This window comes from uncultured Fretibacterium sp. (assembly GCF_938030725.1).
Classification (GTDB): domain Bacteria; phylum Synergistota; class Synergistia; order Synergistales; family Aminobacteriaceae; genus Fretibacterium.
Window position 1 is genome coordinate 18,907 of sequence record NZ_CALHIQ010000084.1, and the last position, 24,539, is coordinate 43,445.

Here is a 24,539-nt window from a genome sequence, read left to right on the forward strand (position 1 = left end):
GCCGCCGGACGTTGTATAATAAACCATCGTCCTCCTGTCGGCGGACGCAGAGGGAGGTGTTTGCTCGTGGTCCTGTTTCGTTCTCGCGGCGGCCTGGCTATAGCGGCCCTTTGCGCTGCGGCGGCTCTGGCCTTGGGCTTCCTGTGCTGGCGGAGCACTGGACGCGACCCCATCGTGCTCACGATATGGCACAACCCCACGGGGCACGTGGAGGACGCGCTGACCGTGGCCGTGGACCGCTTCAACCGATCGACGGGGCGGAAGCACGGCGTCGCCATCCTCGTCACGAACATCGCCAAGGCTGAGATCATCCACGAGAACCTGACGTCCATCGCAGAGGACGCGCCGGGAGCCCCGGAGCCTCCGGACATCGTCGTGGCCTATCCCAAGTCCGTCCTGCCCCTGATCGAGAAGGGACGGGTGGTCCCCTTTGACGACTACTTCTCTCAGGAGGAGCTGGCCCGATACGTTCCTTCCTTCATCGAGGCGGGGCGCATCCACGACGGAAAGCTCTACTCCTTCCCCATCGGCCGCGGGTCGGAGGGCCTGATCCTGAATCGCACGCTCTGGAACCGTTTCGCGCAGGACACGGGCGTACAGCTGTCGGAGCTGGGGACCCTCGAAGGGCTGTTCCACGCGGCCGAGCGCTACTACCGTTGGACGGACGACAAGACGCCGAACGTCCAGCGCGACGGGGCGATGTTCTTCATGGTGGACAACCCATTCAACCTGCTACAGGCTGCCTTCGCCCAAATGGGAGAGGCCCCCTTCACGGACGAAGGACTCAACACCGAGTCGCCGACCTATCGGCGCGTGTTTCAGTTGCTCTTTGAGCCGAGGGTGCGGGGTTACTCGGCCATCTACAAGGGCTACGGAACGGACCTGGCCAAGACGGGGCTGCTCCTGTGCTGGACCAGCGCTACGGCGGGTATTACCTTCGTGCCCGATCGGGTGACCTACCGGGACAACACCTCGGAGCCCGTGAGCTTCGACATCCTGCCCTTCCCCGTGCTGGAGGGAGGGAAGAAGGCCGCCATTCTCCGATCCGGAGGCTTCACGCTCCTGCGCAGCACGCCCGATCGGGAGGCTGCGGCCGTCCTGTTCTTGAAGTGGCTGACGTCCCCGGACGAGAACCTCCGCTACGTCTACGGCACGGGCTACCTCCCCGTGACGCGACAGGCGGCGGAGCGAGCCGAGGCGGAGTGGCGCGAGGGCGCCTGCGGGATATGGAAGAGCTACATCAAGACGATCGGGGTCATGCAGCGCGAGTACGCCTTCGTCCCCCAGAGCCCCCTGCCGAACTACGGGGAGCTCGAGATCCGCTACGAGCGGGCCCTGTGGGACGTCGCGTCGGAGTCCCGCCAGCGCTATCGGGACGCCCTGGACGCCGGGATGAGCGAGGAGGACGCCTGGAACATGGCGTCGAGAGGGGCCTATGAACAGTTCCTCGACCGGACCCGGTGATGCCCTCAGGCGCGTGCTGCGGCTGAAGCTCTACGCCTTCTTCGCCGCGAGCGCGTTGACGGTGGCTGCTGTCGTCTTTATGGCCCTCCTCCTGACGGGAGGCGTCAGCCTGAGGGATCGGCGGGGACGCCTGGCCTTCGACAACGAGCTGAACCGCCTGGCCGCCGGAACGGAGCGCCGGCTGGGGGAGCTCTCGGCCATGACCCTGCAGCTCAGCCGGATGATCTCGCGGGGCGCGGAGCAGTTTCTGTCCGCTAAGGACCTCTCTCCGGACGGGCTGATGCGCCGGCCGGAGCTGCTGGAACCGCTTCTGGCGTCGCAGTTCGACCTCCTGATGCTCTCGCTGCAGCGCTCCCGCGCCACGGGGGCCTTCATGATCCTGAACGCCACGGCCAGCCTGCGCCTTCAGGAGGCCGTGACCTCCCGATCGGGGCTCTACCTCGTCAACTGGGCCCCGGACTTCGTCAACGGGTCCGCCCTTCAATACCAGCTGCTGCGGGGCCCCGCGGGGATCGCCCTGGACCGCGGATTCGCCATGGAGAAGGAGTGGGGCATGGAGTTCGACGTCCAGGGCGCGGACTACTTCTCCCTTCCCCAATCGCGGGCGGAGGAAACCCCGGAGGAAGCGGAACACGTCTGCCTGTGGTTCCCGGCGGCGTCCGTCCGGGGCACGGCGCGGCGCGCCATGCTGTGTGCAGCGCCCCTCGTCGATTCCCAGGGGAACGCGTTCGGCGTCTGCGGCTTCGACCTCACGGACCTGTACTTCAAAAGGACCAACGTCCCCGCCTCCAACATCTACGAGGGCGCCTTTTGTGCACTGGTCCCTATAGACGAGACGGGGCTGGACCTGTCCGGAGGCCTCGTGTCGTGGCGTTACTTCGTCGATGAGGGGCCGGGTGGCGCGGGGGTGGGAAAGATCCTCCGCACGGCGAGCCGGGAGGGGCTGACGGTGTATCAGGCCGAGGACGGCAGCGGCCTGGTGGGGGCCCATCGGATCTTGAGGGTGCAGCCTACGAACCTGCCGGAGGGCGCCAGGGACTTTGCCTTTGCCCTCCTGGTGCCGAAGGAGAGCTACGATGCGGCGAGCCGCGCCCGAGCCCTCCGGCTGGCCCTGCCCTTCGCCATCGCGGCGGGGGTGGGGGTCCTCCTCTCGCTCTGCCTCAGCCGGCTGTACCTGCGCCCCGTCCTGTCGGGTTGGGGCTCGGACGGCCCGACGACGGCGAACGCTCAGGAGTTAGACGAACTCGCCGAGCTCTTGAACGCCCATCCGGACGACGCCCGGAGGACGGCCGGAGTGATGGGTGCAGAGGAACGAACCTTCAACGAGCGCGCGGCGACCCTTTCCCCCGCGGAGCGCGCCGTCTTCGACCTCTGCCTTCAGGGCTGTTCCGCGGGGGACGTGGCGTCCGCCCTCAACATCAGCCCCAACACGGTGAAGACCCACAACCGAAACATCTTCGCCAAGATGGGCGTTTCCTCCCAACGCGAGCTCCTCACCCTGTACATTGGCATCCTGAAGGCGCGCCGGCGGACCGGACCGCCGACCCCAACCGCCTGACCCAGCCTTGAGGTGCACTGCGACAGAGCCTTGAGACCTAGATTTTTCGGCTCATCCTTTGGGGTGAGTCGAAGATCAACCCTCTTTAACACTGAATTTTCGTTCAATTATTGACCTGCTGTCCTCTTTGGAGCTCTCGCCGCAAATCCTGCGGGGGGGTGATGACGCGTGCCCTGACTTCGCGGTATCCTTCTGCCATGTTGAAGTTTTGAGGGCGCGGGGGCCCGGCGTCCTCGGATGGGCGGTCCCTGCGGAAGGGGCGGCCGGAAGATCGAGAGGAGGCTGTTTCTACATGACGGCGTTCAAGAGGGATCTGATGAGCTGGAGCCGTGACGACCTTCTTCTGATGGCGTTGACGGCGTACTTCGAGGGGATGGACCTGACGCGGCAGGAGCGTCGCGTGGCGGTCATGCTGGCGGAGTCGAAGAGCGCCAAAGAGATCTGTTCGGCGATCTTCATCACGGAAAACACGTTGAAATACCACATTCGAAACATAAACCGAAAACTGGGGATCAGGACCCGTCGGGAGATCCCTGGCCTTCTTGCGGCTCTGACCTCGGAGGCGGAGCGCAAGGGATGGCTGCGGCGGCCCGCAAAGATCGTCAACCTGGCGGAGTTCCGCGCCAGGCGGGGCCTTCAGCCGGCGGCCCTGATTTGATATTCTGTGTGAGGATGCGCTGAACCCCCACACACTTGGGTCGCACGCCCCGCTACAGGGACTGCAGCAGCATGGCGTGCAGCTCGCGGCGCAGGTCCGACAGGTCCGGAATGGGGTCCGCCGTCAGAGGGTTGACGAGCAGCGCCGCTGCGATCCCCAGGTCCGGGACGAGCCAGAGGGAGGGGCCGGAGAGGCTCGCGTTCCCCACGCCCTTCGGAAAGACGTCGGATAGGCTCCAGCCCAGGCCCCAGCCGCCGCCGTGGTCTCTGAAGGACTCCTCCACGGCCTTGTGCCGAAGCCACTCCTTGTCGCCGGCGGAGCCGCCGTCCAGGTAGATGCGTCCCAGCTTCAGCAGGGCACGGGCGGAGGCGAAGATGCCGGCGTGCCCTGCCACGCCCTTGAAGAAGTAGAAGGCGTTGCCGTCATTGGCCGTGCCGACGATGGGGCGGTCCGTGGGGCGGAAGCCCTCGAAGGGGAGCCCCATGTCGGCACACCGCTGCGCCTCAGCCCGGTTCCCATTCTCCGTTTCGGCGCAGATGCCCGCATCCACCGGTCCATAGGTCGATGAGGCGCCGATCGCCGCGTTGAGGTCCGTCAAGGACTCCTTGAGGCCCGCACATTTAGCGCGGACGACCTCCCCCAGGATCATAAAGTTGATGTCGCTGTGGAGGGGCCCCTGGGCGGCGGGCTCCACGGACAGGACGTGCTCCAGGACGTCCCAGAAGCTTCCCTGCCGGGCGTAGAAGGGGTACCAGGCCGGGATGCCCGAAGCGTGGGCGAGAAGGTCCCGGACGGTGAGCCGCTCAAAGCGCGAGCGCGTGGCGGGGCCCAGGGGGGCGAAGGGCAGAAGCTTATCGAGCCGCTCCTCCAGGGCAAGGCGGGCCAGCGCTTCCTGGTGCAGGATGGCCGTCGTGGTGTAGAGCTCGGTGACGGAGCCCAGGTCAAAGAACGTTTCCGGGCCACAGCCCATGGAGAGCTCAAGGACCGTTTTGCCGTTTTTCGAAACGGCGCAGACGGCCTTGGTGAAGCTTCCGCGCGCCCTGTAAGACTCGAGAAGAGCGCGAACGTCCTGCTTCATATCCTTCATTTTTGAGAGAAACCCCCATTTCATACGAATTTGACGCGAACAAGCCCTTTGGTAGCGGTCCGCCTGCGCTCAGGCGGACCCGACAGGCCATGCAGAACTCTTGGGCGCGCCCTCCCGCAGCGTCGAGAGGCCCCTCGACGCCCGTCAGGCCCCTTCGTTGACGCCATCGGCCACGTTCTGTATTTTAGCAGAAGCGGCGCGGCGTTTTTGCGCAAGAATGGCATGAATGGCGTCCAATGCCGTTTTTTATCCGTTCCTCGTGTTAAAATAGACCGTAAGGCTATCGTGAACGTATGAGCGAGCCGTGCGTCGGCCCGACGTTCCGGGCTGTGCTGGAGAGCTTTTGGGAGGTCATTGATTTTATGTCGGAAGAGAAGATCGAGGGGCCGCTGGCAGGGGAACGGATCCTTCCCCTGCCATTGGTGGGGGAGATCAAGGACAGCTACCTCAACTACGCGATGAGCGTCATCGTCGGCCGAGCCCTGCCGGACGTGCGCGACGGGCTGAAGCCGGTGCAGCGCAGGGTGCTCTACGCGATGTCCGAGTTGGGGCTCCGCCACAATTCCGCCTATAAAAAGTCCGCCCGCATCGTCGGAGAAACGATGGGTAAGTACCATCCCCATGGCGACAGCTCCATCTACGACACCATGGTGCGCCTGGCGCAGGACTGGAGCCTGCGGTACTGCCTGGTGGACGGACAGGGCAACTTTGGGTCCGTGGACGGGGACCGGGCCGCAGCCATGCGCTACACGGAGGCCCGGCTTCACGAGCTGGGCGAGCTGATGCTGGCGGACATCGACGAGGACACCGTGGAGTGGGGGCCGAACTTCGACGAGTCCCTCAAGGAGCCCCTCTCCCTTCCCTCCGTCCTGCCCAACCTTCTGGTAAACGGGAGCACGGGCATCGCCGTCGGCATGGCGACGAACATCCCGCCTCACAACCTGCGGGAGGTGACGGATGTCCTCTGTTGGCTCCTCAAGGAGGGGATCAATCCGGAGGAGGCCAGCTTGGCGGACCTCATGGAGCGGCTGCCGGGGCCAGACTTCCCCACGGGAGGCCAGATATTGGGACGGCAGGGCATCTACGACGCCTACAGGACGGGTCGCGGCAAGGTCATCGTCCGCGGCCGGATGCACGTGGAGGACGGCAGGCGCGGCAAGGTGAACGTCATCGTCACCGAGATCCCCTACGCAGTGAACAAGACCACGCTGATCGAAACGATGGTGAAGGCGGCCCAGGACAAGGTCGTCGACGGGATTCAGGACATCCGCGACGAGTCGAACCGGGAGGGGATGCGGATCGTCCTGGAGCTGAACCGGGACGCCAACCCGGACCTCGTGATGCGCCAGCTCTACAAGCGCACGCAGCTCCAGACGACGTTCGGCGTCATCAATCTGGCCCTGGACCGACAGACCCCCAGGCTCCTGCCCCTGGCGAGCATCCTGGGGCTCTTCCTGAGCTACCGGCGCGACGTGGTGCGCCGCAGGACCCAGTTCCGGCTGAACAAGGCCTCGGCGCGGGCCCACATCGTCGAGGGGCTCTTGAGGGCGGTGGACCGGATCGACGAGGTGATCCGCCTCATCCGGGAGGCCGCGAACGACGACGTGGCGGAGCAGGGACTGATCGACCGGTTCGGCTTCTCCCAGCTCCAGGCTCAGGCGATTTTGGACATGCGCCTGCGCCGCCTCACGGGCTTGCAGCGCGAGAAGCTGGAGGAGGAGATGCGCCAGCTTCAGGCGGACATCGCGTCCTACGAGAGGATTCTGGGGGACCCCCGGACGTTGGACGGGGTGATCCGGGACGAGCTGGCGGACCTGGGGAAGCGCTTCGGGGACGAGCGGAGGACGGAGATCCTGGACAGTTACCTGGAGACGCCGGACGAGCAATTGATCCCGGAGAGCGACATCGTCGTGGTCCTCTCGAAGGACGGCCTGCTGAGGCGTCAGGACCTCGAGTCCTACGCGCTGCAGGGGCGCGGCGGCAAGGGGCGCAAGGGAGCGGCGGTGCGAGAGGACGACAGCGCCGCCCTGGTCTGCGTCACCCACACCCACCGCGACATCTACTTCTTTACGAACCGGGGCAGGGTCATGTCGCTGAGGGGCTTCGCCATCCCGGAAACCCGATCGGGCGGGAAGGGCCGGCAGATTGCCTCCCTCCTGCCTCTGGAGGACGGGGAAACGGTGGTGACGCTGGCCAGCGAGGAAACGGGAGGGGAGAAGTGGCGGTACGCCTTCTTCCTCACGCGGTGCGCCATCGCGAAACGCGTCCCCTTTGCCGAGCTCATGGACTCCAACCGGCCCCGCCGCGTCATCACCCTGGACGAGGGGGACGAGATCGCCCAGGTGCGCCTGACCCGTGGCAAGGACGATCTCCTGCTGATGACGGCAGGGGCGAAGGCCCTGCGCGTCCCGGAGGAGGAGTTCCGGCCCATGGGCCGCAGCGCAAGGGGCGTCCGCGCCATGAACCTTGCGGGGGACGACCACATCATCAGCTGCGACGTGGTGGGTGACGATGAGGACGTCATGCTGTTGAGCGAGCGGGGAGTGGGGAAGCGCACGCGGTTTGACGAGTTCACGCCGCACCACCGGGCCACGGGTGGGATGCTGGCGATGAAGATATCGGAGAAGACGGGGCGCCTCGTGGCCTGCCACGCGGTGCACGAGCAGGACGAGATGCTCGCCGTCACCGTCCGCGGGCGCATGATCCGGGTAGCGGTCCAGGAGATACGGCTGCTCAGCCGTGCCGCTACGGGGGACATTACGGTTCGCCTCGACGAGGGGGACCTGGTGGCGGACTGCAGCATCGTGCGCGCGGACGCGCTCCGGTCCGACGAGCCGGACGGCAGCGAGGCGGGCAGCCTGCCCTTTGAAGCCCCTGACCTGGCGTAAGGAGTTTGCCATGAGGTTTGCCAAAGATGGGTTCTTCACGATCGCGGCCTCCGTTCTGCTGACGGCACTTGCCGCCCCTTTCTCCTTCGCCCTGGGGGCGGTGATGGGGGCGTTTGCGCTCTTCGTCCTTTGGTTCTTCCGGGACCCGGACCGCAGCACGCCAGACCGGGAAAACGCCTTTTTCTCCCCGGCGGACGGGCGCGTCGTGGAGGTCCTGGAGGTCGAGCACCCCTTCACAGGGCCCGCCGTCCGGGTGGGGATCTTCATGAACGTCTTCAGCGTCCACGTGAATCGAGCCCCCTGCGCGGGGCGGGTGGCTTTCCTGGACTACGTTCCGGGAAAGAAGGTCGCCGCCTTCGCCGCGAAGGCCTCCGAGGTCAACGAGCGCAACTTCGTCGGCCTCTCGACGGCCCGCGGCCCAGTCATGATGGTGCAGATCGCAGGGCTGCTTGCGCGACGCATCGTCTGCCGCCTGAAGCTGGGCGACGCCCTGGAGGCGGGGCAGCGCTATGGGATGATTCGCCTGGGGTCCAGAGTTGACATCTACCTTCCCCGCGAGGTAAGATTAACAGTTAAGATCGGAGATAAGGTGTATGCCGGGGTCTCCCGTATAGGAGAGGTGGAACGATGAGTTTCTTCAGGAGAAAACGGGGTTCTGCGCGCAAGCCGCTGGAATTTCGGCAGATCGCGCCCAATATGGTCACCAGCGGAAACCTGCTGTGTGGGGTGTTCTCGCTGATGTTGACGACGCAGGGGCGGTTCGTCCCGGCGGCGTGGCTGGTCTTCTTCGCCGTGATCTTCGACGGCATGGACGGCAAGGTGGCCCGCATGCTGGGCGGCGGCTCCCAGTTCGGGCTTGAGTTCGACAGCCTGGCCGATCTGGTCAGTTTTGGCGTCGCGCCCTCCATCCTGATCTTTCAGACGTCCCTCCGGGGCTTTGGCGGCCTTCTGGGGGCGGTCGCGGCCTGCTTCTTCGCGCTGTGCACCGCGCTGCGGCTCGCGCGGTTCAACGTGGTTCACGTCCCCGGCCCCTTCCAGGGGCTGCCCGCGCCGGCGGGAGGGCTCTTTGCCTCCTCCTTCGTGCTGGCGGGTACGGACCTGCCCGCAGGGGTGATGGCGGCGGTCCTGGCGCTGACGGGCTTCCTCATGATCTCCAGCATCCCCTACGCCAACCTCAAGAAGCTGACGAAGCGCAGCGCGGATCGGAGGAAGTGCCTTGTGCTCTTCTCGCTCCTGGTCCTCTCCTTCGCGTTCCTCAGGAACGCGGCCCCGCTCTTCCTCTTCTTTGCCTACATCCTGAGCGGGCTCCTTCACTTCGACTGGGGACGCTGGCTTTTGCGTCCCGAGGCTCGGGACGAGGAGCCGCGCTCTCACGAGGCCCACTAACAGAGGCGACGCGAGAAGGACGTAACACGGAGGGTCGTTCGTTCAGGGCTTTTCCTTCGTTTAGGGTGAGATATTGAATCAGTTAAAAAAAGGGGCGTCCATCGGGACGCCCCTTTTTCTAGGCGTATCCTATTGCAGCACCGGCGCGCTCACGCCCTTCTCAGGTCAGAACGGCCAGGAGGGGAGGAACGCCGCCGGGTTGGGGAAGCGCTGGCCGATGAAGCTCAGTATCTGCGGTCCCCAGAGGAGCGTCAGGTAGCACCCCACCGCCAGGTAGGGGACCAGCGGGACGGCGTCCCCCCGTCCCCACCGCACGCGGCCCATCAGCATCAGGAGGACGATGCCGAGCCCTCCGACCATGATGCCGAGGTAGAAGGCCAGGAGGGTGAGCTTCCACCCCATGACGGCCCCCATGCCGCCCATGAAGAAGGCGTCGCCCCAGCCCATGCCCTCGCGGGAGAGGATGAGGACGGTAACCAGGATGATGACGGCAAAGACTCCCCACCCAACGGCCACTCCCGCCAGCCCGTCCAGCAGCGCCTCGCGCCCACCTGCGCAGCGAAGGAGCATTCCCGCCACGCCGGGGGCGATGGCGAAGGCGTCGAACACGTCGCCGGACTCGAAGTCGGTCAGCGCGTTCAGAAGGAGGCTGAAGAACGCGAACAGGACGAGGACGCCGGCCCAGGAAGGGCCCCACCGCCAGGCGGCCCCGGCGGCCCCGGCCGCTCCGATGAGCTCCACCAGCAGATAGCGCGGGGAGAGCGACGCACCGCAGGATCGGCAGCGTCCTCTCTGGAGGAACCAGGAGAGGATCGGGATCAGCTCGCAGGGAGTGAGGACGTGTCCGCAGGCCTCGCAGCTCGAGCGCTCCTTCCCCCACCAAGGGCGCCCCTCGATGCTGCGGTGCGCCACGACGTTCAGGAAAGAGCCCATACAAGCCCCCAGCACTGCGGCCAGCGCGACGAAGAATGGAAGCGCAGACTCCTCCGACATGGTCAGGCTCTACTTCTTCCTGCCCTTATCGCTGTACAGCTCCTGACCGTAGGAAACGGGCTTGCGCTGAGCCGCAGCCGCCGCGGCCGCCCGCATCTGGGTCAGGGATTGCTCGAACTCCTTCGCCAGCTTCTGCCGGCTGTCGTTCTCCTGCAGCTCGCCGCCGCGCGGCATGTCGCGCTCCAGGTAGCCCAGGTCCACCAGCCCCTGCACGTCGCGGATGTCCGCGCCCAGAGCGTCGGCCAGAGTTTCGACGTTAAAGGCCACCTTCGGGTTGTCCCTCAGGTAGTTGCGGACGTCGAGGTAGAGGTCGTCGAGGCGCTTCTGGCACTCGGGGCATACCCTTCCGCCCGCTGCGGTGAATATCTTGCGGCACAGTCTGCACGTTATCAAAGCCATGTCCGTTACCTCCTGCGTTGACGGGCGCCGGGGACGAAGCTCCGCCCGCCCGATTGTGTTAACGAAAAAATCCCCAAGCGGCATTACCTCCCTTATTGTACAACATCCTGCGGGGTTCTTTGCGTGTCGCGGCCTCGTCCCATGCGGTCCTGATGATGGGTCGCCGCCTTGGGATTCGCAGGCGAGCGGGCGCTTTCGTCCTGTCGCCATAAGGGTATAGTCGTGGCATTGAGCAAGCACTACTTATAAGGCTATCCTTCAGCGCTTCCTTGTAAATTTCCACCTGAAAGCGGTCTTCCAAAAAGCTGGATATCCGTTCCCGAGAGAATTTGGAGGAGACGTTTTGAAAAAAATGATCTTGTGACGAACTGGGTAGGGTTTGGAACAAAGCGCGCGGCTTCCGGTGTCCGGGGGCCGAGCGCCTCTCGTAGCCTTTCGTATTCAAAGGGAGCCTTAATTCAGCCGGTCCCGCAGCGCCACAATTTCGTCCATGGACAGGCCCGTCGCCAGGGCGACCTGCTCCAGCGTGAACCCCAACGTCAGCATCCGCCGCGCGGTAGAGGCGATGCCCTCGTTCCGTCCTTCATTCAAACCCTCGTCCCGACCTTCGTTCCGCCCCGCGTTTCGACCCAAAACGAACCCTTCGTTTAAGCCCTCGTTCCGGCCTAATGCGATGCCCTCGTTCAGAATTGTCTTCGCCTCGTACTCCAGAACCCGTCCTCCCATGATGGATTTCACTCCTTCCCTGACTCTGTCGCTGCCTTCGGCGATGTGTTCCAGTACCTTGCCGGACATCTCCTCAAGCGTGTGTCGCACGTACTCCGTCAACCTTCCGGCCTCGCTCAGCGCCGCAAGACGGTTCTTGATCTCCTCGTACTCGGACATCAAGCCCCTCAAGGCGGCATCATCCCTCTCGTACTCCGCGAAACGGCCCTCGTGGGCGAAGATGCGAAAGGGTATGAGGAACAGCAGCCCCTTGGCGAAGATATCGTCCGCGGTGTAGCGCTGGGCCTTCAACACGGGTATGTTGTAGTCGGCGGACTTTTTACCGGGCAGCTCGATGCGGATGGTCATGACGTCCGGCGTGGAGGCGCGGTGTCTGAGGTACAGGACCGCCGAGTGGGGGAACCGCACCGTCAGTACATTGTTCTCGATCTCTCCCGCGTCCAGAGCGATCTGCGAGTCGTACTCGAACATCCGGATCAGCATGGTGTTGTCAGCGGTGCTCTGGCACTCGATGTGGTACCGTCTGGGCTTCTGCCCCTCTTTGCGAATGGTGAAACAGGAGTCCGTGACGCGCTCCTGTTCCTGCCCATCCTGAGCGTTGATGAAGTGCTCGTTGGGGTAGAACACGACGGCTTCCTGCCCGGAGTAGGACTCGTGAAAAATCTCGTTGACGACGGGGATGATGAGGCTGGAGCAGTCGTTCAGCAGAGTCCGAAACACGTCGTCGTAAGGTGTGTTGACGGTCATCCCGAATCGTCCTCCTCTCCCCGTCCTCAACACCATTATAGCAAAGGTGTGGAGGAGAAAGCGGGGGTTAGACTACAGGGCAAGCGCGCAGCGTGCCGCGTGGCTGGCCCGGCAAAAACTACCCGAAAAACTACCCGGCGTGGGGGTGGCGCACAAGGGCCGGATAGCGTAAGCTGGTAGCGTGTGGGGATGTTCGGGCCGAGCGCTGAAATTTGCTCCGGAAAGCGAGGAGGGATGCCTGTGGCCTTTATCAAGTCTGTGGCGCCGTTTGGTGACTGGCGCCTGGTTGGGGGATGGAAAGCGGCAGCGTGACGATGGCGAAGCTCTCTTCTGGGAGAGTCGACTGAGCTTGAGACAGGAGGAACTGCGATGAAAACGAGAAGAATTCTGGCTGTGTTGTGCGCCGTTCTGCTTTTGTCGGGGGCCGCGTCGGCCCTGACCGGCGCGGAGTATCAGGAGATGCTGAAGGACCCCGGTTTCGCTGCGGCCGACAAGGCGCTGAACCAGGCCTGGAGCGAGGCGAAGAAGATCATGCCGAAGGCCGCGTTCGAGGCGCTGAAGAAGGAGCAGGATGCGTGGGTCGCCAAAGGCCGGGACAAAGAGGCGAAGGAGCTCATAGCGGACGGGATGCCGGCCCCGAAGGCCTATGCCCTGGTCACGGAACTACGGAAGGGGACGATCCAGACAACCGCGGAAGAGGCTTTCCTGATGGGCAACCCCTCCGGGGTGCAGGGATTTTACGTCCGCAAGGGGAAGGGCGGCGAGGACGGATGGCTCAAGGTCTACAATCGCTCCCTTCCCGATCTTGAGGCGAAGATCGAAGCCGTTAGAGTGATCTCTCCGGAAAACGCGAACGTGGGCGAGCTGTCCGGCAGGGGGCGCTTGGAGGATGGAGTTGCGGAGTTCGTCGATCCCCAGGCCGAGGAGGCCCGGATGACCGTGACCTTCAAGGGTGACACGGCGACGGTGACCACCTCGGCCGAGTTCAAGAGGAGTGGCTGGTGTGGTATGGGGGTTGTTTTGGACGGAACCTACGTGCGCCAGAAGGCGAAAAAGTAGCCTGAGCACGAGGAGAGGGCGCGTGGAGTTGGGCGCAGCTTCTTCTCTTGCGCCGGATGAGGGGTTGGCCTTAAAATAACGCATAGAGATTTGTCTTTTATTTTTAAGGGGGGACTCGTAATGAAACCGACGATCATCGATCACATTGGCGTCGCCGTGAAGAGCATCGACGCGGCGCTTGAGTTCTGGGAGGGGACGCTTGGGGTTTCGTGCCATGGCGTCGAGGAGGTGGCGGAGCAGAAGGTGAAGACGGCCTTCCTGCCCTTGAAGGACTCCGAGGTGGAGCTTCTGGAGCCGACGGCGGAGGACAGCCCCGTGGCGAAGTTCATCGCCAAGAAGGGTGAGGGGATGCACCACATGGCGCTGCGCGTGGACGACCTGGAGGCTGCGCTGGCTGAGCTGAAGGCGAAGGGCGTGCGCCTGATCGACGAGAAGCCCCGCAGGGGAGCGGGCGGCGCGCTGATCGCTTTCATCCATCCGGCGGCGACGGGCGGCGTCCTGCTGGAGCTCTGCCAGCGTCAGGCGTAGGGGGCGGCCTGTTGGAAGAGCGCGCGGTGGGGCTTCTCATCGCCTTTATCAAGGCCCTTCCCCACCGCGTGGCCGTGGCCTTCGGCGGCCTGCTGGGGCACCTCTTGTGGCTCCTGAGCTGGAAGAAGGTCGACCGTTGCGAGCGGCGCTGCGTCCAGGCCCTGGGAGTGGGCGTGACGCTTGCGCGGGGGATCGTCCGTCGTTCTTTTGTCAACCTCGGCCGGTCTGCGGCGGAGTTCGTGCGGCTGGACCGCATCAAGCCCAGGCTCCAGGAGCTCGTGGCGATCGAGGGCACCGAGAACCTGGACCGCGCCCTGGCGCGGGGCCATGGAGCCCTTCTCATGGTCGCCCACATGGGGAACTGGGAGATGGCGGGGGCTCGCGTGGTCCAGGCCGGGTACCCGCTGGTCCCCATCTACACGCCCCAGCGCAACCGCGGCGGCTTGAACGACCTGATCCAGCGCCGGCGGACCCGCGCCGCCGGCATGACGATGATCCCCAGCGAGGGCGGAGGCCTGCGGGGGGTCTTCCGCGCCCTTGGCCAGAACGGCATCGTCTGTATTCTTCAGGACCTCGACGCCCGCGCCGATGGGGTGGTGGTGCCGTTTTTAGGAATGCCAGCCAGTGCCCACGAGGGGATCGTGAAGCTCTTTCGCCGGTTCGGCGCCCCCGTCGTCCCCGTCCTCTGCGTGCGCGCCCCGGACGGGATTCACCACCGCGTCGTCTTTCAAGAGGTCCTGAGCGACGAAGTGGATGAAGATGGAAATTCGTTCGGATTCAATATGGAAAAGTCCCTGCGGATGTGTCATAATGTTTTAGAGGAGTGGGTCCTCACCTACCCCGATCAGTGGCTGTGGCTTTTGGACCGATGGGAATCCACGATGCGCTGATCTTGGGGCTGGACCCGGGACGCGACAAGATCGGCTTTGCGGCGATGGCCCCGACGAAGGAGCTCCTGTTCTCGGGGGTCTTCCCGGCGAAAGAGTCGGGGGCGTTTCTGAGGAGGGTTGCACGCGGAAGCTGTTCGGCGGACGCCTTTTCACCTTGGCTGCAGGAGCGCCTGGAGGAGGGGACGCGCCGAGCTCTGTCGGCTGTCGTCCTTGGGGATGGTACTTACAGCGATGTCCTGATGAGGGCGCTTAAAGAGACTTCCCTGCCCTGCAGGATCGTCTGCGTGGACGAGCGGGGAACCACCCTGGAGGCGAGGAAGCTCTACTGGAAGCTGCACCGTCCACGTCCCTGGCAGCTTTTTCTGCCGCGTTCGATGAGGGTGCCTCCGCGGCCGCTGGACGACCTGGCGGCGTGGGCGATTGCCCTGCGCGGAGTGGATGCAACAGCGGCAATTCCGTCCCCAGCGTAAACTGGGGACTTTAAAGAACACGCGGGACAGCCCTTTGCGCGCAGGGGGCAGTTTTGAAGGGAGTCATTCAACGCTATGGCCAATATGGATAAACTTGCTGCTCTCGTCAACAGCTTCGGTTCGTCCGTCATGTCTGTGGGACGAGAGGTGGGGCTTTCGGTCACCTTGAACAAGGCCCAGGTTTCTCAGGGGATAAAGGTCGCCAACATCTGCGCGGCCGCCCTGATCGGGATCGTGGGGGAGGATGCCCGCGGAACCGCCGTCATCATGCTTGACAAGGACGGCTTCAACTCCGTCATCTCGGCGATGTCGGGCGGGATGATCACGCCGAGCCTTGAGGACCCCATGTCCATGAGCGTCGTGGGTGAGCTGTCCAACATGGTCAGCGGGCGCGCCCTGATCCAGGCGTCCCTTGCGGGAGTGGACGTGACGCCGCCCCAGCTGATCGTGGGGGACAAGATTCAGAACGTCCCCAACGAGGGGCCGGGCATGAAGAGCTTCACGCTTCCCTTTGCCATGCAACCGAGCGGTGTGCTCTATTTGGTGCTGTCCTTTGAACAGGGAAAATGACGTTGAGGACCCTGCCTCCGACGAGTCGGCGACAGGGCGGTCCGCAATAGCGGGGAGGGGGGCCGAAATGGCACCCCCTTGCCCGTAGTTCTTGTGGATTGGGGTGGCGGCTCATCGGGTGAGTTCGCCGCCTTTTTCGTTGCGGGAGGTGAAGGTGGTGCGAATAGTCAGGAAAATCTTGTGGGCGCTGCTCCTTGGCCTCGTGTCCTTTCAGTCCGCGGAGGCGGGGGTTGTGCTGGTCCTCTCTGGGGGTGGGACCCGGGGCTTTGCCCACATCGGCGTCATCGAGGTGCTGGAGCAGAACAACATTCCCATCGTCGGCATCGTGGGGACTAGCATTGGCTCTCTGATGGGTGCGCTAAAGGCCAGCGGATACGACGCGGAGGCGATGAGGCGCATCGTCGCGGAGCTAGACCTGCCCTCTCTGCTCTCGGAGAACACGGGGCCCATGTTCGTCTTTACGGGTGACGACAGGAGGGCCAAGGGCAGCACGATCACCGCGCTCTCCTATCAGAAGCAGGGGGACCAGCGGGGCCCCCGGGGCATCCTGACGGGAGACAAGCTGTACCGCTACTTTGCGCAGTTGATGCGCCACGTCTCGGCGAAGGACTTTTACCATCTCCCCATCCCCTACGCGGCCGTGGCGTCGGACATCCACACCGGAGAGAAGGTCGTTCTGAGACGGGGAGGGCTGGCTTCGGCCATGCGGGCCTCCATGTCCATTCCGGGGCTCTTCGAGCCGTGGGAGATCGACGGCCGCCTCCTGGTGGACGGTGGCGTTGTCTCCAACCTTCCCGTCTACACGGCCAGGGAGATATTCCCCGGCATCCCCATCGTCGCGGTGGACGTTTCGGAATCCCCCTCCAAGGAACGCCCGATCAACTCCTTCATCGACGTCATCGATCAGTCGCTGGCCATCCTGATGCGGCGCACGACGAACGAGGAGAGCCGTGCGGCGGACCTGCTGCTCTCCCCCCACGTGAACAGCTTCAGCTTTTTGGATTCGAGCGAGGCGGACGCTATCATCAAGGAGGGGCGGCGCGTGGCGCTGGATAAGCTCGACGCGATCCAGAGGCTGTCGGCCCGAGGTCCCGCGCTGTTCACGAGCGCGAACGTGGAGGTCACGAGCGACGTCGTCGGTGACGTGGAGGTCGTGGGGCTGCCGGAGAAGATGGCGCGGAACCTGCGAAAGCGCTGTCTTGTCTGGGTGGGGAAGACGATCGACCAAAAGCGCATCGAGGATGCCATCGAGCGGCTGGTGCGGTCCCCCGGCATCGCCAACGTAGACTACCAGACGGGGCGCACGGAGTCGGGTGACGTGCTGGTGCGCCTCGAGGTGCGGCAGACGCCGGAGATCGAGGTGGGGCTGTCGGGGTACACCACGAACCTGCACAACAACCGCTGGCTCTACGTCAAGGGGGCTGCCCGTGGACTCCTGTCGGAGTACGACACGATGTCGGGCGTGCTTCGGATCGGCGACCAGTGGGGGATCGACCTGTCCTATCAGACGGCGCCGGAGGGCATGAACGCCTGGCGTTTCAACCTGTCCGCCCAGAACTGGGAGGTCCGCAGCAGCGCGGGCACGCGGGATTGGGACCGCTTCGCCTTCGGAGTGAACCGCGTATATCAGTGGGGCGACGTGAACGTGGGGCTTGGATTGGCCTACGAAGACGTGGGGGGGGATTCCATCTCCGACGAGGACGACCGCAACTCGATCGGCCCGACGTTCTTCGCCGCCTACGACACGCTGGACATCCCCGGCGACCCGACAAAGGGCTACGCCTGGCGCATCAACGCGTGGTGGCCGGACTTTGACGAGGTCCTCTATCGGTTCACCTACTTCAAGCCCTTGGAGGTTACGGGGCACCTGCGCACGTACTTCCGCCTGGGCTACGCGGAGGGCGACCTGGATCGTTGTAGTCACGGGACCTACCTGGGCGCGGCGGAGGAGCTCTACACCGCGGCGGCCCGACCGGTCGAGGCGGAGCGCATGGCCTGGGCGAACCTGGCCTTCCGCCGGGTGTTGAGCCGTAGCGTCCTGGGCATCGTGGCGGTGGAGCTCTTCGGCAGCTACGGCTACGCGATGGACAAGGACTACGGGAGGATCGACTCCCCATGGGAGGTGGGCGTTGCCGTGAACTTCCCCAACAACATCGTGGACATCAAGCTGGCGGCCCTGTACGGCTCGGAGGAGTTCAAGGTGGGCTTTTTCATGGGGGTCCCCATCTGGGACCACTACCCGCTGCCGTAAGCCGCAGCGACTTCGTTCGATTCCAAGGAAACTAAATCGTAGATCACAGGGCCCCGCCGGGGCCCTCCATCCTGTGTGAGGGCAGGGCCTGGGTGGCCCCCCGCCCTGTGGAGGTTATATCATGGCACGCAACATCACAGCACGAAGCGTCGATTACTCTCAGTGGTACCTTGACGTGATCAAGGCGGCCGAGCTGGCGGACTACGCGCCGGTGCGCGGCTGCATGGTGATTCGCCCGACGGGGTACTCCATCTGGGAGAACGTTCAGCGCTACTTCGACGACGCCTTCAAGCGGACGGGACACGTGAACGCCTACTTCCCGCTCCTGATCCCCAACTCCTTCCTCCAAAAGGAGGCGGAGCACGTGGAGGGCTTTGCGCCGGAGTGCGCCATGGTCACCCATGCGGGCGGGGAGGAGCTGGAGGAGCCCTTCGCGGTGCGCCCCACCTCCGAGACGGTCATTGGCCACATGTACAGCCGCTGGATCCAGTCGTGGAGGGACCTGCCGGTGCTTATCAACCAGTGGTGCAACGTCATGCGGTGGGAGAAACGGCCGCGCCTCTTCCTCCGCACGTCCGAGTTTCTGTGGCAGGAGGGGCACACGGCCCACGCCACGGAGCAGGAGGCCCGCGAGGAAACGCTGCGGATGCTGGAGGTGTACCGTAAGGTCATGGAGGAGGAGCTGGCGTTGCCCGTGATCACGGGCGAGAAGACGGCGGGGGAGCGCTTCCCCGGCGCCGTAGCCACCTACACCTGCGAGGCGATGATGAGCGACGCGAAGGCGCTCCAGGCGGGGACCAGCCACTTCCTGGGCCAGAACTTCGCCAGGGCCTTCGAGATTCGCTTCCAGGACAGGGACGGAGAGCTGGCGACCTGTTGGACAACCAGTTGGGGGATTTCTACGCGCCTCATCGGCGCCATCATCATGACCCACTCCGACGACGACGGCCTGGTGCTTCCGCCGCGCATCGCTCCCATGAAGGTGGTGCTGCTGCCGATCTCGAAGGACGAGCGCCAGGCGGAGGACGTTCTGCTGCCCATGGCGCGCGAGCTTTCAGGACAGCTCAACGAGGCGCTGGGGGGGCTCTATACGACTGTGGACACGCAGTTTCACATGCGGCCCGGCGACCGCTTCTTCACCCACCTGCAGCGGGGGGTGCCTCTGCGCCTCGAGCTGGGGGAGAAGGACGTGCAGGCCGGGACGGTGCGGGTCGTGAGGCGCGACACCGGGGAGAAGGCGGACCTCAGCCGCGACGCGCTGGTCCCTGCGGTGCAGAAGTTGCTTGAGGACGTCCAGTCGAACCTCTACAGGAGGGCCCTGTCCTTCCGCGAGGCGCACACGGCCCAGGCCTCCAGCTACGACGAACTCAAGGCGATCCTGGCGGAAAGGGGTGGGTTTGTCGAGGCGTACTTCGGGGGGACGCCTGAGGACGAGCGTCGCATCCGGGAGGAAACGGGCGGCGTGACCCCGCGCTGCATCCCCCTGGCGGACGCGAGCACGGGCCGGTGCATCGTCACGGGGAAGGAAGGGCGCAGGACGATCTTCGCCAGGGCCTATTGAGCCCCTTGAACTCGTCTGCCCGTCCATGATGAGTGCTGAGGGGGACGAAAAGGGATGGATAGGAAGGAGAAAATAATCGTCTTGCCCTGCGATTGCAGGTGCTGTATGTTCGTCGTCGAAAAAATCGTGTGGGAGGATGGCGACGTCGCCTACAACATCTCGATCAAGGACTCCAGGTACGACCACAATTACAACACCCTGTGGGGTCGTATCAAGAGGGCAGTCAAGACGTTGTTCGGGAAACCGATCTTTTACAACGATCTTTATCTTGACGGAGAGGAAACGTTTCAAAAACTCGTCAAAGACATGGAGGAGCTCTCGAAGGCGGAGCTGAAGGGGGACTGAGGTCGAAGTGATGCAACGACGACCCTTTTTGCGGCGGCGATCGGCACGGGGGCTGTGACGGATGTGTTTTGACGGGGATTGTTTTTTTCGGGTGGTGTGAGGCGGGATGACGCACTATAATTTGCCGCACGATCACGGACAGGACGTTCAGGTCGTGCTGGAGCGTATGCCGGCGGCGCAGCGCTTCGAGGAGGCGGCCATGAGCTTTCAGCAGCTAGGGGACCCCACGCGGCTCAAGATCCTGTGGATCCTATGCCACTGCAGGGAGTGCGTTTCCGACATCGCGGCCGCGGTGGGCATGAGCGACGCCGCGGTATCGCACCACCTTCAACTTTTGAGGCGCAGTGGCCTCATCGTGGGCAGCCGCGTCGGAAAGGAGATCCACTACACCCTTTCCGACGAGCGCAGGGCCGGGCTGCTGCACCGTGTGATGGATGCCCTGTTCGAGATCACCTGCCCCAGGGAGGACGTCCCCGGCCCTCGAAGCGTTTAGCCCCTTCGGGGGCTTTTTCTTTTTGGAGCAGGCCTTCTCATCGGCGGTCGCGCCATGCCGGAATGCAGGCAAAAAACGGGGCCAGGTATTCAAAGATCGTCAGCGTGGTGCGAACGTCGAGCTCTCTGAAGTCTGGACTTAAGGAGGATACGTAGCCCCACAGCAGACACAGGGCGTTCACGGCGCTGGCGGTCAACACGAAGGGCGCCCAGGGTACCCGGCGCAGCACCAGGTACCCGCCAACGATGAGCGCGGCGGGGAAGGCCCATCCGGCCCACCACGTCCCGGAGAGCAACAGCGACTGAAGTTCCCCCTTCGAGATTGCCCAGTGGAGATTGTAGGCGACGCTGAGCAGCAGGGAGGTGCCTGCAGCGGCGCTGGCGGCCAGGGCCGAGCGGCGATCCCTCCGGGGGAGAAGGGACAGGCAGAGCGCTGCCAGCAGGACTTTGAGGACCAACAGGATTGCCCAAAGGTCCAGGCTGTCTTGATAGTGCCTGAACTCGATCCACCTCATGACCCAGTAGATGCAGTTTGCCAGCGGATAGAGAAAGGACACGGCGTAGGCGCACCACGCGGGGAAGGACTCCTTCGCGTGGGCGGAGCAGGACAACCTATCCAGGCGGTAGGCCGTGCGGAGGACGGCGAGGAACAGCACCATCAGAAGCACTCCTCCCATGGTGACCAGGAAATAGATTCCCCCCAATCCGATGGCCACCATCATGGACCTGCCCGTAAACGCGCGAAGTGTTGCCCCGGTTGATAATACTGCGTACACGAAAGCCTCGCAGTAGGCGTAGGTCATGAGGATTTTTGGCGAAGCCGAAGGGCGCAGGCTGTAGAGGAATGCAGCACCGGGCAGGATGCAGGGCAGAAGTCGAATGCCCGTCCGGCCGAGGCTGTCGTAGAGCGTCATGGACAGGATCGCGCTTAAAAGGCCGCCTGCGCCGAAGAACTCGTTGAGGCAGAAAAGGATCGCGCCAGCCAGGAGCAGCCGGCTGAGCCTCTTTCTGAGCTTCAAGGTCTCCAAACGTTTGTCGTTCGGTTCAGGCTCGATTTTCTCGACCCCCGACCGTACCGACCGCGGTGAACGCGCGTCCAGCCACGCGAACAGGAACGCGGCGATGATGGAGGCGTAGCCCATGACGTCGCAGACCTGAAACGCCAGGATGGTGGGGGATTGCAGCTCCATGTGCCACAGGGCGGGGGTGTCGGCGAGGAGGTACAGGGCCCCCGCCGTGCTGACGCAGAGGAGGGGCCAGGCGCGTCGGCTTCGGCGCAGCGCCAGGTATCCGCCGACGAGGAGGGGGAGCCACAGGAGCTGATGAATCCACCAATACGGCGAGGACAACAGCTGAAAGGCCTCCCGCAGAGCTTTGGGGTTCGCGTTGGCGAGGAAGGTCGAGTGGAGGTAAAGCCCCCGATCCAGGAGCCCGTAGAGGCCCGCTCCGGCGCTCAGCGCCAGGGCCGCCCGGCGGTCCCGCCTGAGGTGCAGGAGGAGGGCGATTGCAGCCGCTGCGGCCAGGACGAGCACCGGCCAGGTTTCCTTCCTCCATGAGGTGGGGCTTGCATTGGCCCACAGGACGATCCTCAGGAGGGCGTCGCTCAGCGCGTAGCCGAACGAAAGTCCCCACGCCCAGAGCCCCCACAGGCTGATGCAGGCCCGGTCCTTCGGCGCATCCCACGCTTCGCTCATCGTCGCTCACTCCTTTAATTTGAATAGATTCGTCGTGTGCGGCACGGACCGGCTGTCCGAGACGCCAGACAGGTCGATCAATATATTATCATGACTTTACGGTGGCGTAGAGACACGTTAAGGCGATCATCGAGATGCGACCGTAGTATAATAACACGGGGTGGGGGTGTCGTGCCGATGCGGAGGTCCGGAGCGAGTGAAAGCGGGGGCTTTTAGATGACGATCATGCCGGAGCGCACGCCGGGTGCGGCGGCGCTGAACGAGGAGAAGCGGGCGGCGCTCAAGGCGCTGAAGACGGTGAGGGGACAGGTGGAGGGCATCATAAGGATGATCGAGGAGGGGCGCTACTGCGTGGACATATCCAACCAGCTCCTGGCCTCTTCGGCGCTCCTGAAGCGCGCGAACGTCCTGGTGCTGCGGCAGCACATGCACCACTGTGTGCGGGACGCCGTCGAGCACGGCGACGTCAACGCGAAGCTGGACGAGATATCGGACCTCCTCGCCAAAGTCATAGGCCGCTGAAGCCCGTTTGACAAAGAGGGCGGGCCGTGCTATCGTTCAATGGACCCCCACGGGGAGGGGGTCTATTGAACGCCCTTCGCCTCATCCTGAGGGCGTCCGCTTGGTGAGTTGCGAGAGGTTCTTGAGGAGGGATTCCGATGAAGAAGGAATCGTACGACGTTACGGGCATGAGCTGTGCGGCCTGCTCGGCCCGCGTGGAGAAGAGTGTGGCGGCGCTGCCGGGCGTTAAAGAGGTTGCCGTCAACCTGTTGAAGAACAGCATGACCGTCAGCTACGACGAGGGGGCGCTTTCCTCCGCCGACGTCGTGGCCGCGGTGGTGAAGGCGGGCTACGGGGCCAACCTCCGCGCCGCCGCCGAGGGAAAGAAAAAGGAGCGCGGGCCGGCACAGGACGTCGCCCTCCAGGAGTACCTGGGGTTGAAGACACGCCTGGTGGCCTCGCTCGTCTTCGCCCTCCCGCTGTCCTACCTGTCCATGGGGCGCATGATGGGCTGGCCCATGCCGTTCTGTTTTCTGGGTGCTGAGAACGCACTGGTCTTTGCTCTGACGCTCCTCCTCCTGGCTTTACCGGTGGCCTTCATCAACTTCAAGTTCTTTCGGGTGGGCTTCGGCGCGCTGGCTCACGGCTCGCCGAACATGGACTCCCTGATCGCCCTGGGCAGCAGCGCAGCCCTGGTGTACGGCGTGTACGCCATCTATCGCATGGCCTGGGCCGCGGGACGCGGGGATATGGCGACGGTCGACCACTTCTCCATGGACCTCTACATCGAGTCGGCAGGGATGATCTTGACCCTCATCACGCTCGGCAAGTTCTTCGAGGCGCGGGCCAAGCGCCGGACGTCGGATGCCATCACGCGCCTGATGGACCTGGCTCCCCGGACGGCGGGGGTGGAGCGGGGCGGTGCGGAGGTGGAGATCCCGATCGAGGAGCTGGAGAGGGGGGAGATCGCCGTCGTCAAGTCCGGGCAGGCCATCCCCGCGGACGGCGTGCTGACGGAGGGCGCCGCCGCGGTGGACGAGTCCGCGATCACGGGCGAGAGCATCCCTGTGGACAAGGCCCCCGGCGACCGCCTGGTCGGCGCGACGACGGTGCGCAGCGGCTGGCTGAAGATGCGGGTCACGGGCGTGGGCGAGGAAACGACCCTGGCGCAGATCGTCCGTCTGGTGGACGAGGCCACGAGCTCCAAGGCCCCCATCGCCAAGATGGCGGATCGGGTCAGCGGCGTCTTCGTGCCCATCGTGATCGCCATCGCCCTTGCGACGGGCGCGATATGGCTCCTGGCGGGGCGCGGTGTCGAGTTCGCCCTCTCCATGGCCATCTCCGTGTTGGTGATCTCCTGCCCCTGCGCGCTGGGGCTGGCGACGCCCACGGCCGTCATGGTGGGCACGGGGCGGGGCGCGGCCAGTGGCATCCTTATCAAGTCGGCTGAGGCCCTTGAACGGCTCCACGACATCGACACGGTGGTGCTGGACAAGACGGGCACCATCACTCAGGGGATGCCGGTCGTGACGGACGTCCTGTGCCCTGCGATGGACCGGCGGGAGTTCCTGAGGGCTGCCGCGTCCCTTGAGAGCCGATCGGAGCACCCCCTGGCCGCTGCCGTCACCGCGAGGGCGGAGGAGGAGGGCTTGGAGCTCCTGCCCGTGGAGGGCTTTTCCCAGGAGGCCGGGGCAGGGGTCCGCGGCGTCGTGGGAGGGTGCGAGTGGTGCGCGGGAAACCGCAGGGTCCTGGAGGCGGCAGGCCTCTACGACGAGCGCGCGAAGGAGCTGGAGCAGAAGCTGGCGGACGAGGGCGGCACCCCGATGTTCTTCGTGACGGAGGGGCGGCTGGCTGGGGTGATCGCGGCGGCGGACGTCGTGAAGCCCACCAGTCGCCAGGCCGTAGACGAGCTGCATCGTATGGGGCTCCAGGTTGCGATGCTGACGGGGGACAACCGGCGCACGGCTTGCGCCATTCAGCGCCAGGTGGGGCTGGACGAGGTCACGGCGGAGGTGTTGCCCCAAGATAAGGAAGGGGAGGTGCGCCGCCTGCAGAAGGCGGGACGAAAGGTGGCCATGGTGGGGGACGGCATCAACGATGCCCCGGCCCTGGCCAGGGCCGACGTGGGCATCGCCATCGGGGCGGGCACGGACGTGGCCATCGAGTCCGCGGACCTGGTGTTGATGCGCAGCAGCCTGTTGGACGTGGCGGGGGCCATCCAGCTTGGCCGCGCCGTCATCCGCAACATAAAGCAGAACCTGTTCTGGGCGCT

22 protein-coding genes are annotated in these 24,539 nt (G+C 64.6%); 17 read left to right on the forward strand and 5 right to left on the reverse strand.

Going from position 1 to position 24,539, the window contains the following annotated elements; genetic code table 11:
• Window positions 1-66 precede the first annotated feature (66 nt).
• The 3 genes from Q0629_RS05070 to Q0629_RS05080 all read left to right on the forward strand — a co-directional run bounded on the left by Q0629_RS05070 (window position 67) and on the right by Q0629_RS05080 (window position 3,680).
• Complete coding sequence (locus tag Q0629_RS05070; RefSeq protein WP_298779756.1) at window positions 67-1,464, forward strand: extracellular solute-binding protein; 1,398 nt, start codon at window positions 67-69, stop codon at window positions 1,462-1,464.
• Entirely contained in the window at window positions 1,436-3,022 is a 1,587-nt protein-coding gene (locus tag Q0629_RS05075) for a helix-turn-helix transcriptional regulator (protein ID WP_298779759.1), read from the forward strand. Before Q0629_RS05070 ends, Q0629_RS05075 begins: the two co-directional genes overlap by 29 nt.
• A gap of 292 nt (window positions 3,023-3,314) precedes the next feature.
• On the forward strand, window positions 3,315-3,680 hold the full coding sequence (locus Q0629_RS05080) for a helix-turn-helix transcriptional regulator (RefSeq protein WP_298779762.1): 366 nt from the start codon (window positions 3,315-3,317) through the stop codon (window positions 3,678-3,680).
• Between the two features lie 52 nt (window positions 3,681-3,732).
• Here the strand turns inward: Q0629_RS05080 and Q0629_RS05085 are convergent, their stop codons facing one another.
• Entirely contained in the window at window positions 3,733-4,767 is a 1,035-nt protein-coding gene (locus tag Q0629_RS05085; protein WP_298779765.1) for a serine hydrolase domain-containing protein, read from the reverse strand.
• A 362-nt stretch (window positions 4,768-5,129) separates the two neighbouring features.
• Between Q0629_RS05085 and gyrA the strand changes: the two genes are divergently transcribed.
• The 3 genes from gyrA to pssA are packed head-to-tail and all read left to right on the forward strand — an operon-like array spanning window position 5,130 to window position 9,041.
• Window positions 5,130-7,655, forward strand: coding sequence for a DNA gyrase subunit A (gene gyrA, locus Q0629_RS05090; protein WP_298779767.1), 2,526 nt, complete (start codon window positions 5,130-5,132; stop codon window positions 7,653-7,655).
• 10 nt (window positions 7,656-7,665) lie between these two features.
• Entirely contained in the window at window positions 7,666-8,286 is a 621-nt protein-coding gene (locus tag Q0629_RS05095; RefSeq protein ID WP_298779769.1) for a phosphatidylserine decarboxylase family protein, read from the forward strand.
• On the forward strand, window positions 8,283-9,041 hold the full coding sequence (pssA, locus tag Q0629_RS05100) for a CDP-diacylglycerol--serine O-phosphatidyltransferase (RefSeq protein WP_298779771.1): 759 nt from the start codon (window positions 8,283-8,285) through the stop codon (window positions 9,039-9,041). The genes Q0629_RS05095 and pssA overlap by 4 nt, the downstream gene beginning before the upstream one ends.
• Before the next feature lie 165 nt (window positions 9,042-9,206).
• On the opposite strand, the gene Q0629_RS05105 is transcribed toward pssA, so the two are convergent.
• The 3 genes from Q0629_RS05105 to Q0629_RS05115 form a co-directional block, all read right to left on the reverse strand.
• Window positions 9,207-10,034 carry an A24 family peptidase gene (locus Q0629_RS05105; RefSeq protein WP_298779773.1) on the reverse strand — a complete coding sequence of 276 codons (828 nt, stop codon included), beginning with the start codon at window positions 10,032-10,034 and terminating at the stop codon, window positions 9,207-9,209.
• A gap of 9 nt (window positions 10,035-10,043) precedes the next feature.
• Entirely contained in the window at window positions 10,044-10,433 is a 390-nt protein-coding gene (locus Q0629_RS05110) for a hypothetical protein (protein ID WP_298779775.1), read from the reverse strand.
• Between the two features lie 453 nt (window positions 10,434-10,886).
• The gene (locus Q0629_RS05115) at window positions 10,887-11,906 is read right to left on the reverse strand and encodes a hypothetical protein (RefSeq protein WP_298779777.1); all 1,020 of its coding nucleotides are present in this window, start codon (window positions 11,904-11,906) and stop codon (window positions 10,887-10,889) included.
• A gap of 369 nt (window positions 11,907-12,275) precedes the next feature.
• Here Q0629_RS05115 and Q0629_RS05120 point away from each other — a divergent pair, with 369 nt between their 5' ends.
• The 9 genes from Q0629_RS05120 to Q0629_RS05160 all read left to right on the forward strand — a co-directional run bounded on the left by Q0629_RS05120 (window position 12,276) and on the right by Q0629_RS05160 (window position 20,073).
• Window positions 12,276-12,965, forward strand: coding sequence for a lysozyme inhibitor LprI family protein (locus Q0629_RS05120; protein WP_298779779.1), 690 nt, complete (start codon window positions 12,276-12,278; stop codon window positions 12,963-12,965).
• Window positions 12,966-13,085: 120 nt separating this feature from the next.
• Window positions 13,086-13,493: a methylmalonyl-CoA epimerase gene (gene mce, locus Q0629_RS05125; protein ID WP_298779781.1), complete on the forward strand. Its 408-nt coding sequence runs from the start codon at window positions 13,086-13,088 to the stop codon at window positions 13,491-13,493.
• Window positions 13,494-13,504: 11 nt separating this feature from the next.
• Entirely contained in the window at window positions 13,505-14,383 is an 879-nt protein-coding gene (locus Q0629_RS05130) for a lysophospholipid acyltransferase family protein (RefSeq protein ID WP_298779783.1), read from the forward strand.
• Complete coding sequence (locus Q0629_RS05135) at window positions 14,347-14,853, forward strand: endonuclease (protein ID WP_298779785.1); 507 nt, start codon at window positions 14,347-14,349, stop codon at window positions 14,851-14,853. Before Q0629_RS05130 ends, Q0629_RS05135 begins: the two co-directional genes overlap by 37 nt.
• A gap of 84 nt (window positions 14,854-14,937) precedes the next feature.
• Window positions 14,938-15,423, forward strand: coding sequence for a chemotaxis protein CheX (locus tag Q0629_RS05140; RefSeq protein WP_298779787.1), 486 nt, complete (start codon window positions 14,938-14,940; stop codon window positions 15,421-15,423).
• A gap of 157 nt (window positions 15,424-15,580) precedes the next feature.
• On the forward strand, window positions 15,581-17,674 hold the full coding sequence (locus tag Q0629_RS05145) for a patatin-like phospholipase family protein (protein WP_298779790.1): 2,094 nt from the start codon (window positions 15,581-15,583) through the stop codon (window positions 17,672-17,674).
• A 121-nt stretch (window positions 17,675-17,795) separates the two neighbouring features.
• Entirely contained in the window at window positions 17,796-19,235 is a 1,440-nt protein-coding gene (proS, locus tag Q0629_RS05150; RefSeq protein ID WP_298779793.1) for a proline--tRNA ligase, read from the forward strand.
• A gap of 54 nt (window positions 19,236-19,289) precedes the next feature.
• On the forward strand, window positions 19,290-19,580 hold the full coding sequence (locus Q0629_RS05155; RefSeq protein ID WP_298779795.1) for a hypothetical protein: 291 nt from the start codon (window positions 19,290-19,292) through the stop codon (window positions 19,578-19,580).
• Window positions 19,581-19,686: 106 nt separating this feature from the next.
• Entirely contained in the window at window positions 19,687-20,073 is a 387-nt protein-coding gene (locus Q0629_RS05160; RefSeq protein WP_298779798.1) for a metalloregulator ArsR/SmtB family transcription factor, read from the forward strand.
• A gap of 37 nt (window positions 20,074-20,110) precedes the next feature.
• Here the strand turns inward: Q0629_RS05160 and Q0629_RS05165 are convergent, their stop codons facing one another.
• Window positions 20,111-21,766: a hypothetical protein gene (locus Q0629_RS05165; protein ID WP_298779800.1), complete on the reverse strand. Its 1,656-nt coding sequence runs from the start codon at window positions 21,764-21,766 to the stop codon at window positions 20,111-20,113.
• 216 nt (window positions 21,767-21,982) lie between these two features.
• Between Q0629_RS05165 and Q0629_RS05170 the strand changes: the two genes are divergently transcribed.
• Together Q0629_RS05170 and Q0629_RS05175 are read left to right on the forward strand one after the other, a co-directional pair.
• Entirely contained in the window at window positions 21,983-22,288 is a 306-nt protein-coding gene (locus Q0629_RS05170) for a metal-sensing transcriptional repressor (RefSeq protein ID WP_298779803.1), read from the forward strand.
• 137 nt (window positions 22,289-22,425) lie between these two features.
• Window positions 22,426-24,539: heavy metal translocating P-type ATPase (locus Q0629_RS05175; protein ID WP_298779805.1), on the forward strand; the 2,114-nt coding region annotated here is incomplete at its 3' end.

What these genes read in the sequence shown, in the direction of transcription:
- Q0629_RS05075 (WP_298779759.1), top strand. Translation starts at nt 1,436, where the DNA reads ATGAACAGTTCCTCGACCGGACCCGGTGATGCCCTCAGGCGCGTGCTG.
- Q0629_RS05080 (WP_298779762.1), top strand. Translation starts at nt 3,315, where the DNA reads ATGACGGCGTTCAAGAGGGATCTGATGAGCTGGAGCCGTGACGACCTT.
- Q0629_RS05085 (WP_298779765.1), bottom strand. Translation starts at nt 4,767, where the DNA reads ATGAAGGATATGAAGCAGGACGTTCGCGCTCTTCTCGAGTCTTACAGG.
- gyrA (WP_298779767.1), top strand. Translation starts at nt 5,130, where the DNA reads ATGTCGGAAGAGAAGATCGAGGGGCCGCTGGCAGGGGAACGGATCCTT.
- Q0629_RS05095 (WP_298779769.1), top strand. Translation starts at nt 7,666, where the DNA reads ATGAGGTTTGCCAAAGATGGGTTCTTCACGATCGCGGCCTCCGTTCTG.
- pssA (WP_298779771.1), top strand. Translation starts at nt 8,283, where the DNA reads ATGAGTTTCTTCAGGAGAAAACGGGGTTCTGCGCGCAAGCCGCTGGAA.
- Q0629_RS05105 (WP_298779773.1), bottom strand. Translation starts at nt 10,034, where the DNA reads ATGTCGGAGGAGTCTGCGCTTCCATTCTTCGTCGCGCTGGCCGCAGTG.
- Q0629_RS05110 (WP_298779775.1), bottom strand. Translation starts at nt 10,433, where the DNA reads ATGGCTTTGATAACGTGCAGACTGTGCCGCAAGATATTCACCGCAGCG.
- Q0629_RS05115 (WP_298779777.1), bottom strand. Translation starts at nt 11,906, where the DNA reads ATGACCGTCAACACACCTTACGACGACGTGTTTCGGACTCTGCTGAAC.
- Q0629_RS05120 (WP_298779779.1), top strand. Translation starts at nt 12,276, where the DNA reads ATGAAAACGAGAAGAATTCTGGCTGTGTTGTGCGCCGTTCTGCTTTTG.
- mce (WP_298779781.1), top strand. Translation starts at nt 13,086, where the DNA reads ATGAAACCGACGATCATCGATCACATTGGCGTCGCCGTGAAGAGCATC.
- Q0629_RS05140 (WP_298779787.1), top strand. Translation starts at nt 14,938, where the DNA reads ATGGATAAACTTGCTGCTCTCGTCAACAGCTTCGGTTCGTCCGTCATG.
- proS (WP_298779793.1), top strand. Translation starts at nt 17,796, where the DNA reads ATGGCACGCAACATCACAGCACGAAGCGTCGATTACTCTCAGTGGTAC.
- Q0629_RS05155 (WP_298779795.1), top strand. Translation starts at nt 19,290, where the DNA reads ATGGATAGGAAGGAGAAAATAATCGTCTTGCCCTGCGATTGCAGGTGC.
- Q0629_RS05160 (WP_298779798.1), top strand. Translation starts at nt 19,687, where the DNA reads ATGACGCACTATAATTTGCCGCACGATCACGGACAGGACGTTCAGGTC.
- Q0629_RS05165 (WP_298779800.1), bottom strand. Translation starts at nt 21,766, where the DNA reads ATGAGCGAAGCGTGGGATGCGCCGAAGGACCGGGCCTGCATCAGCCTG.
- Q0629_RS05170 (WP_298779803.1), top strand. Translation starts at nt 21,983, where the DNA reads ATGACGATCATGCCGGAGCGCACGCCGGGTGCGGCGGCGCTGAACGAG.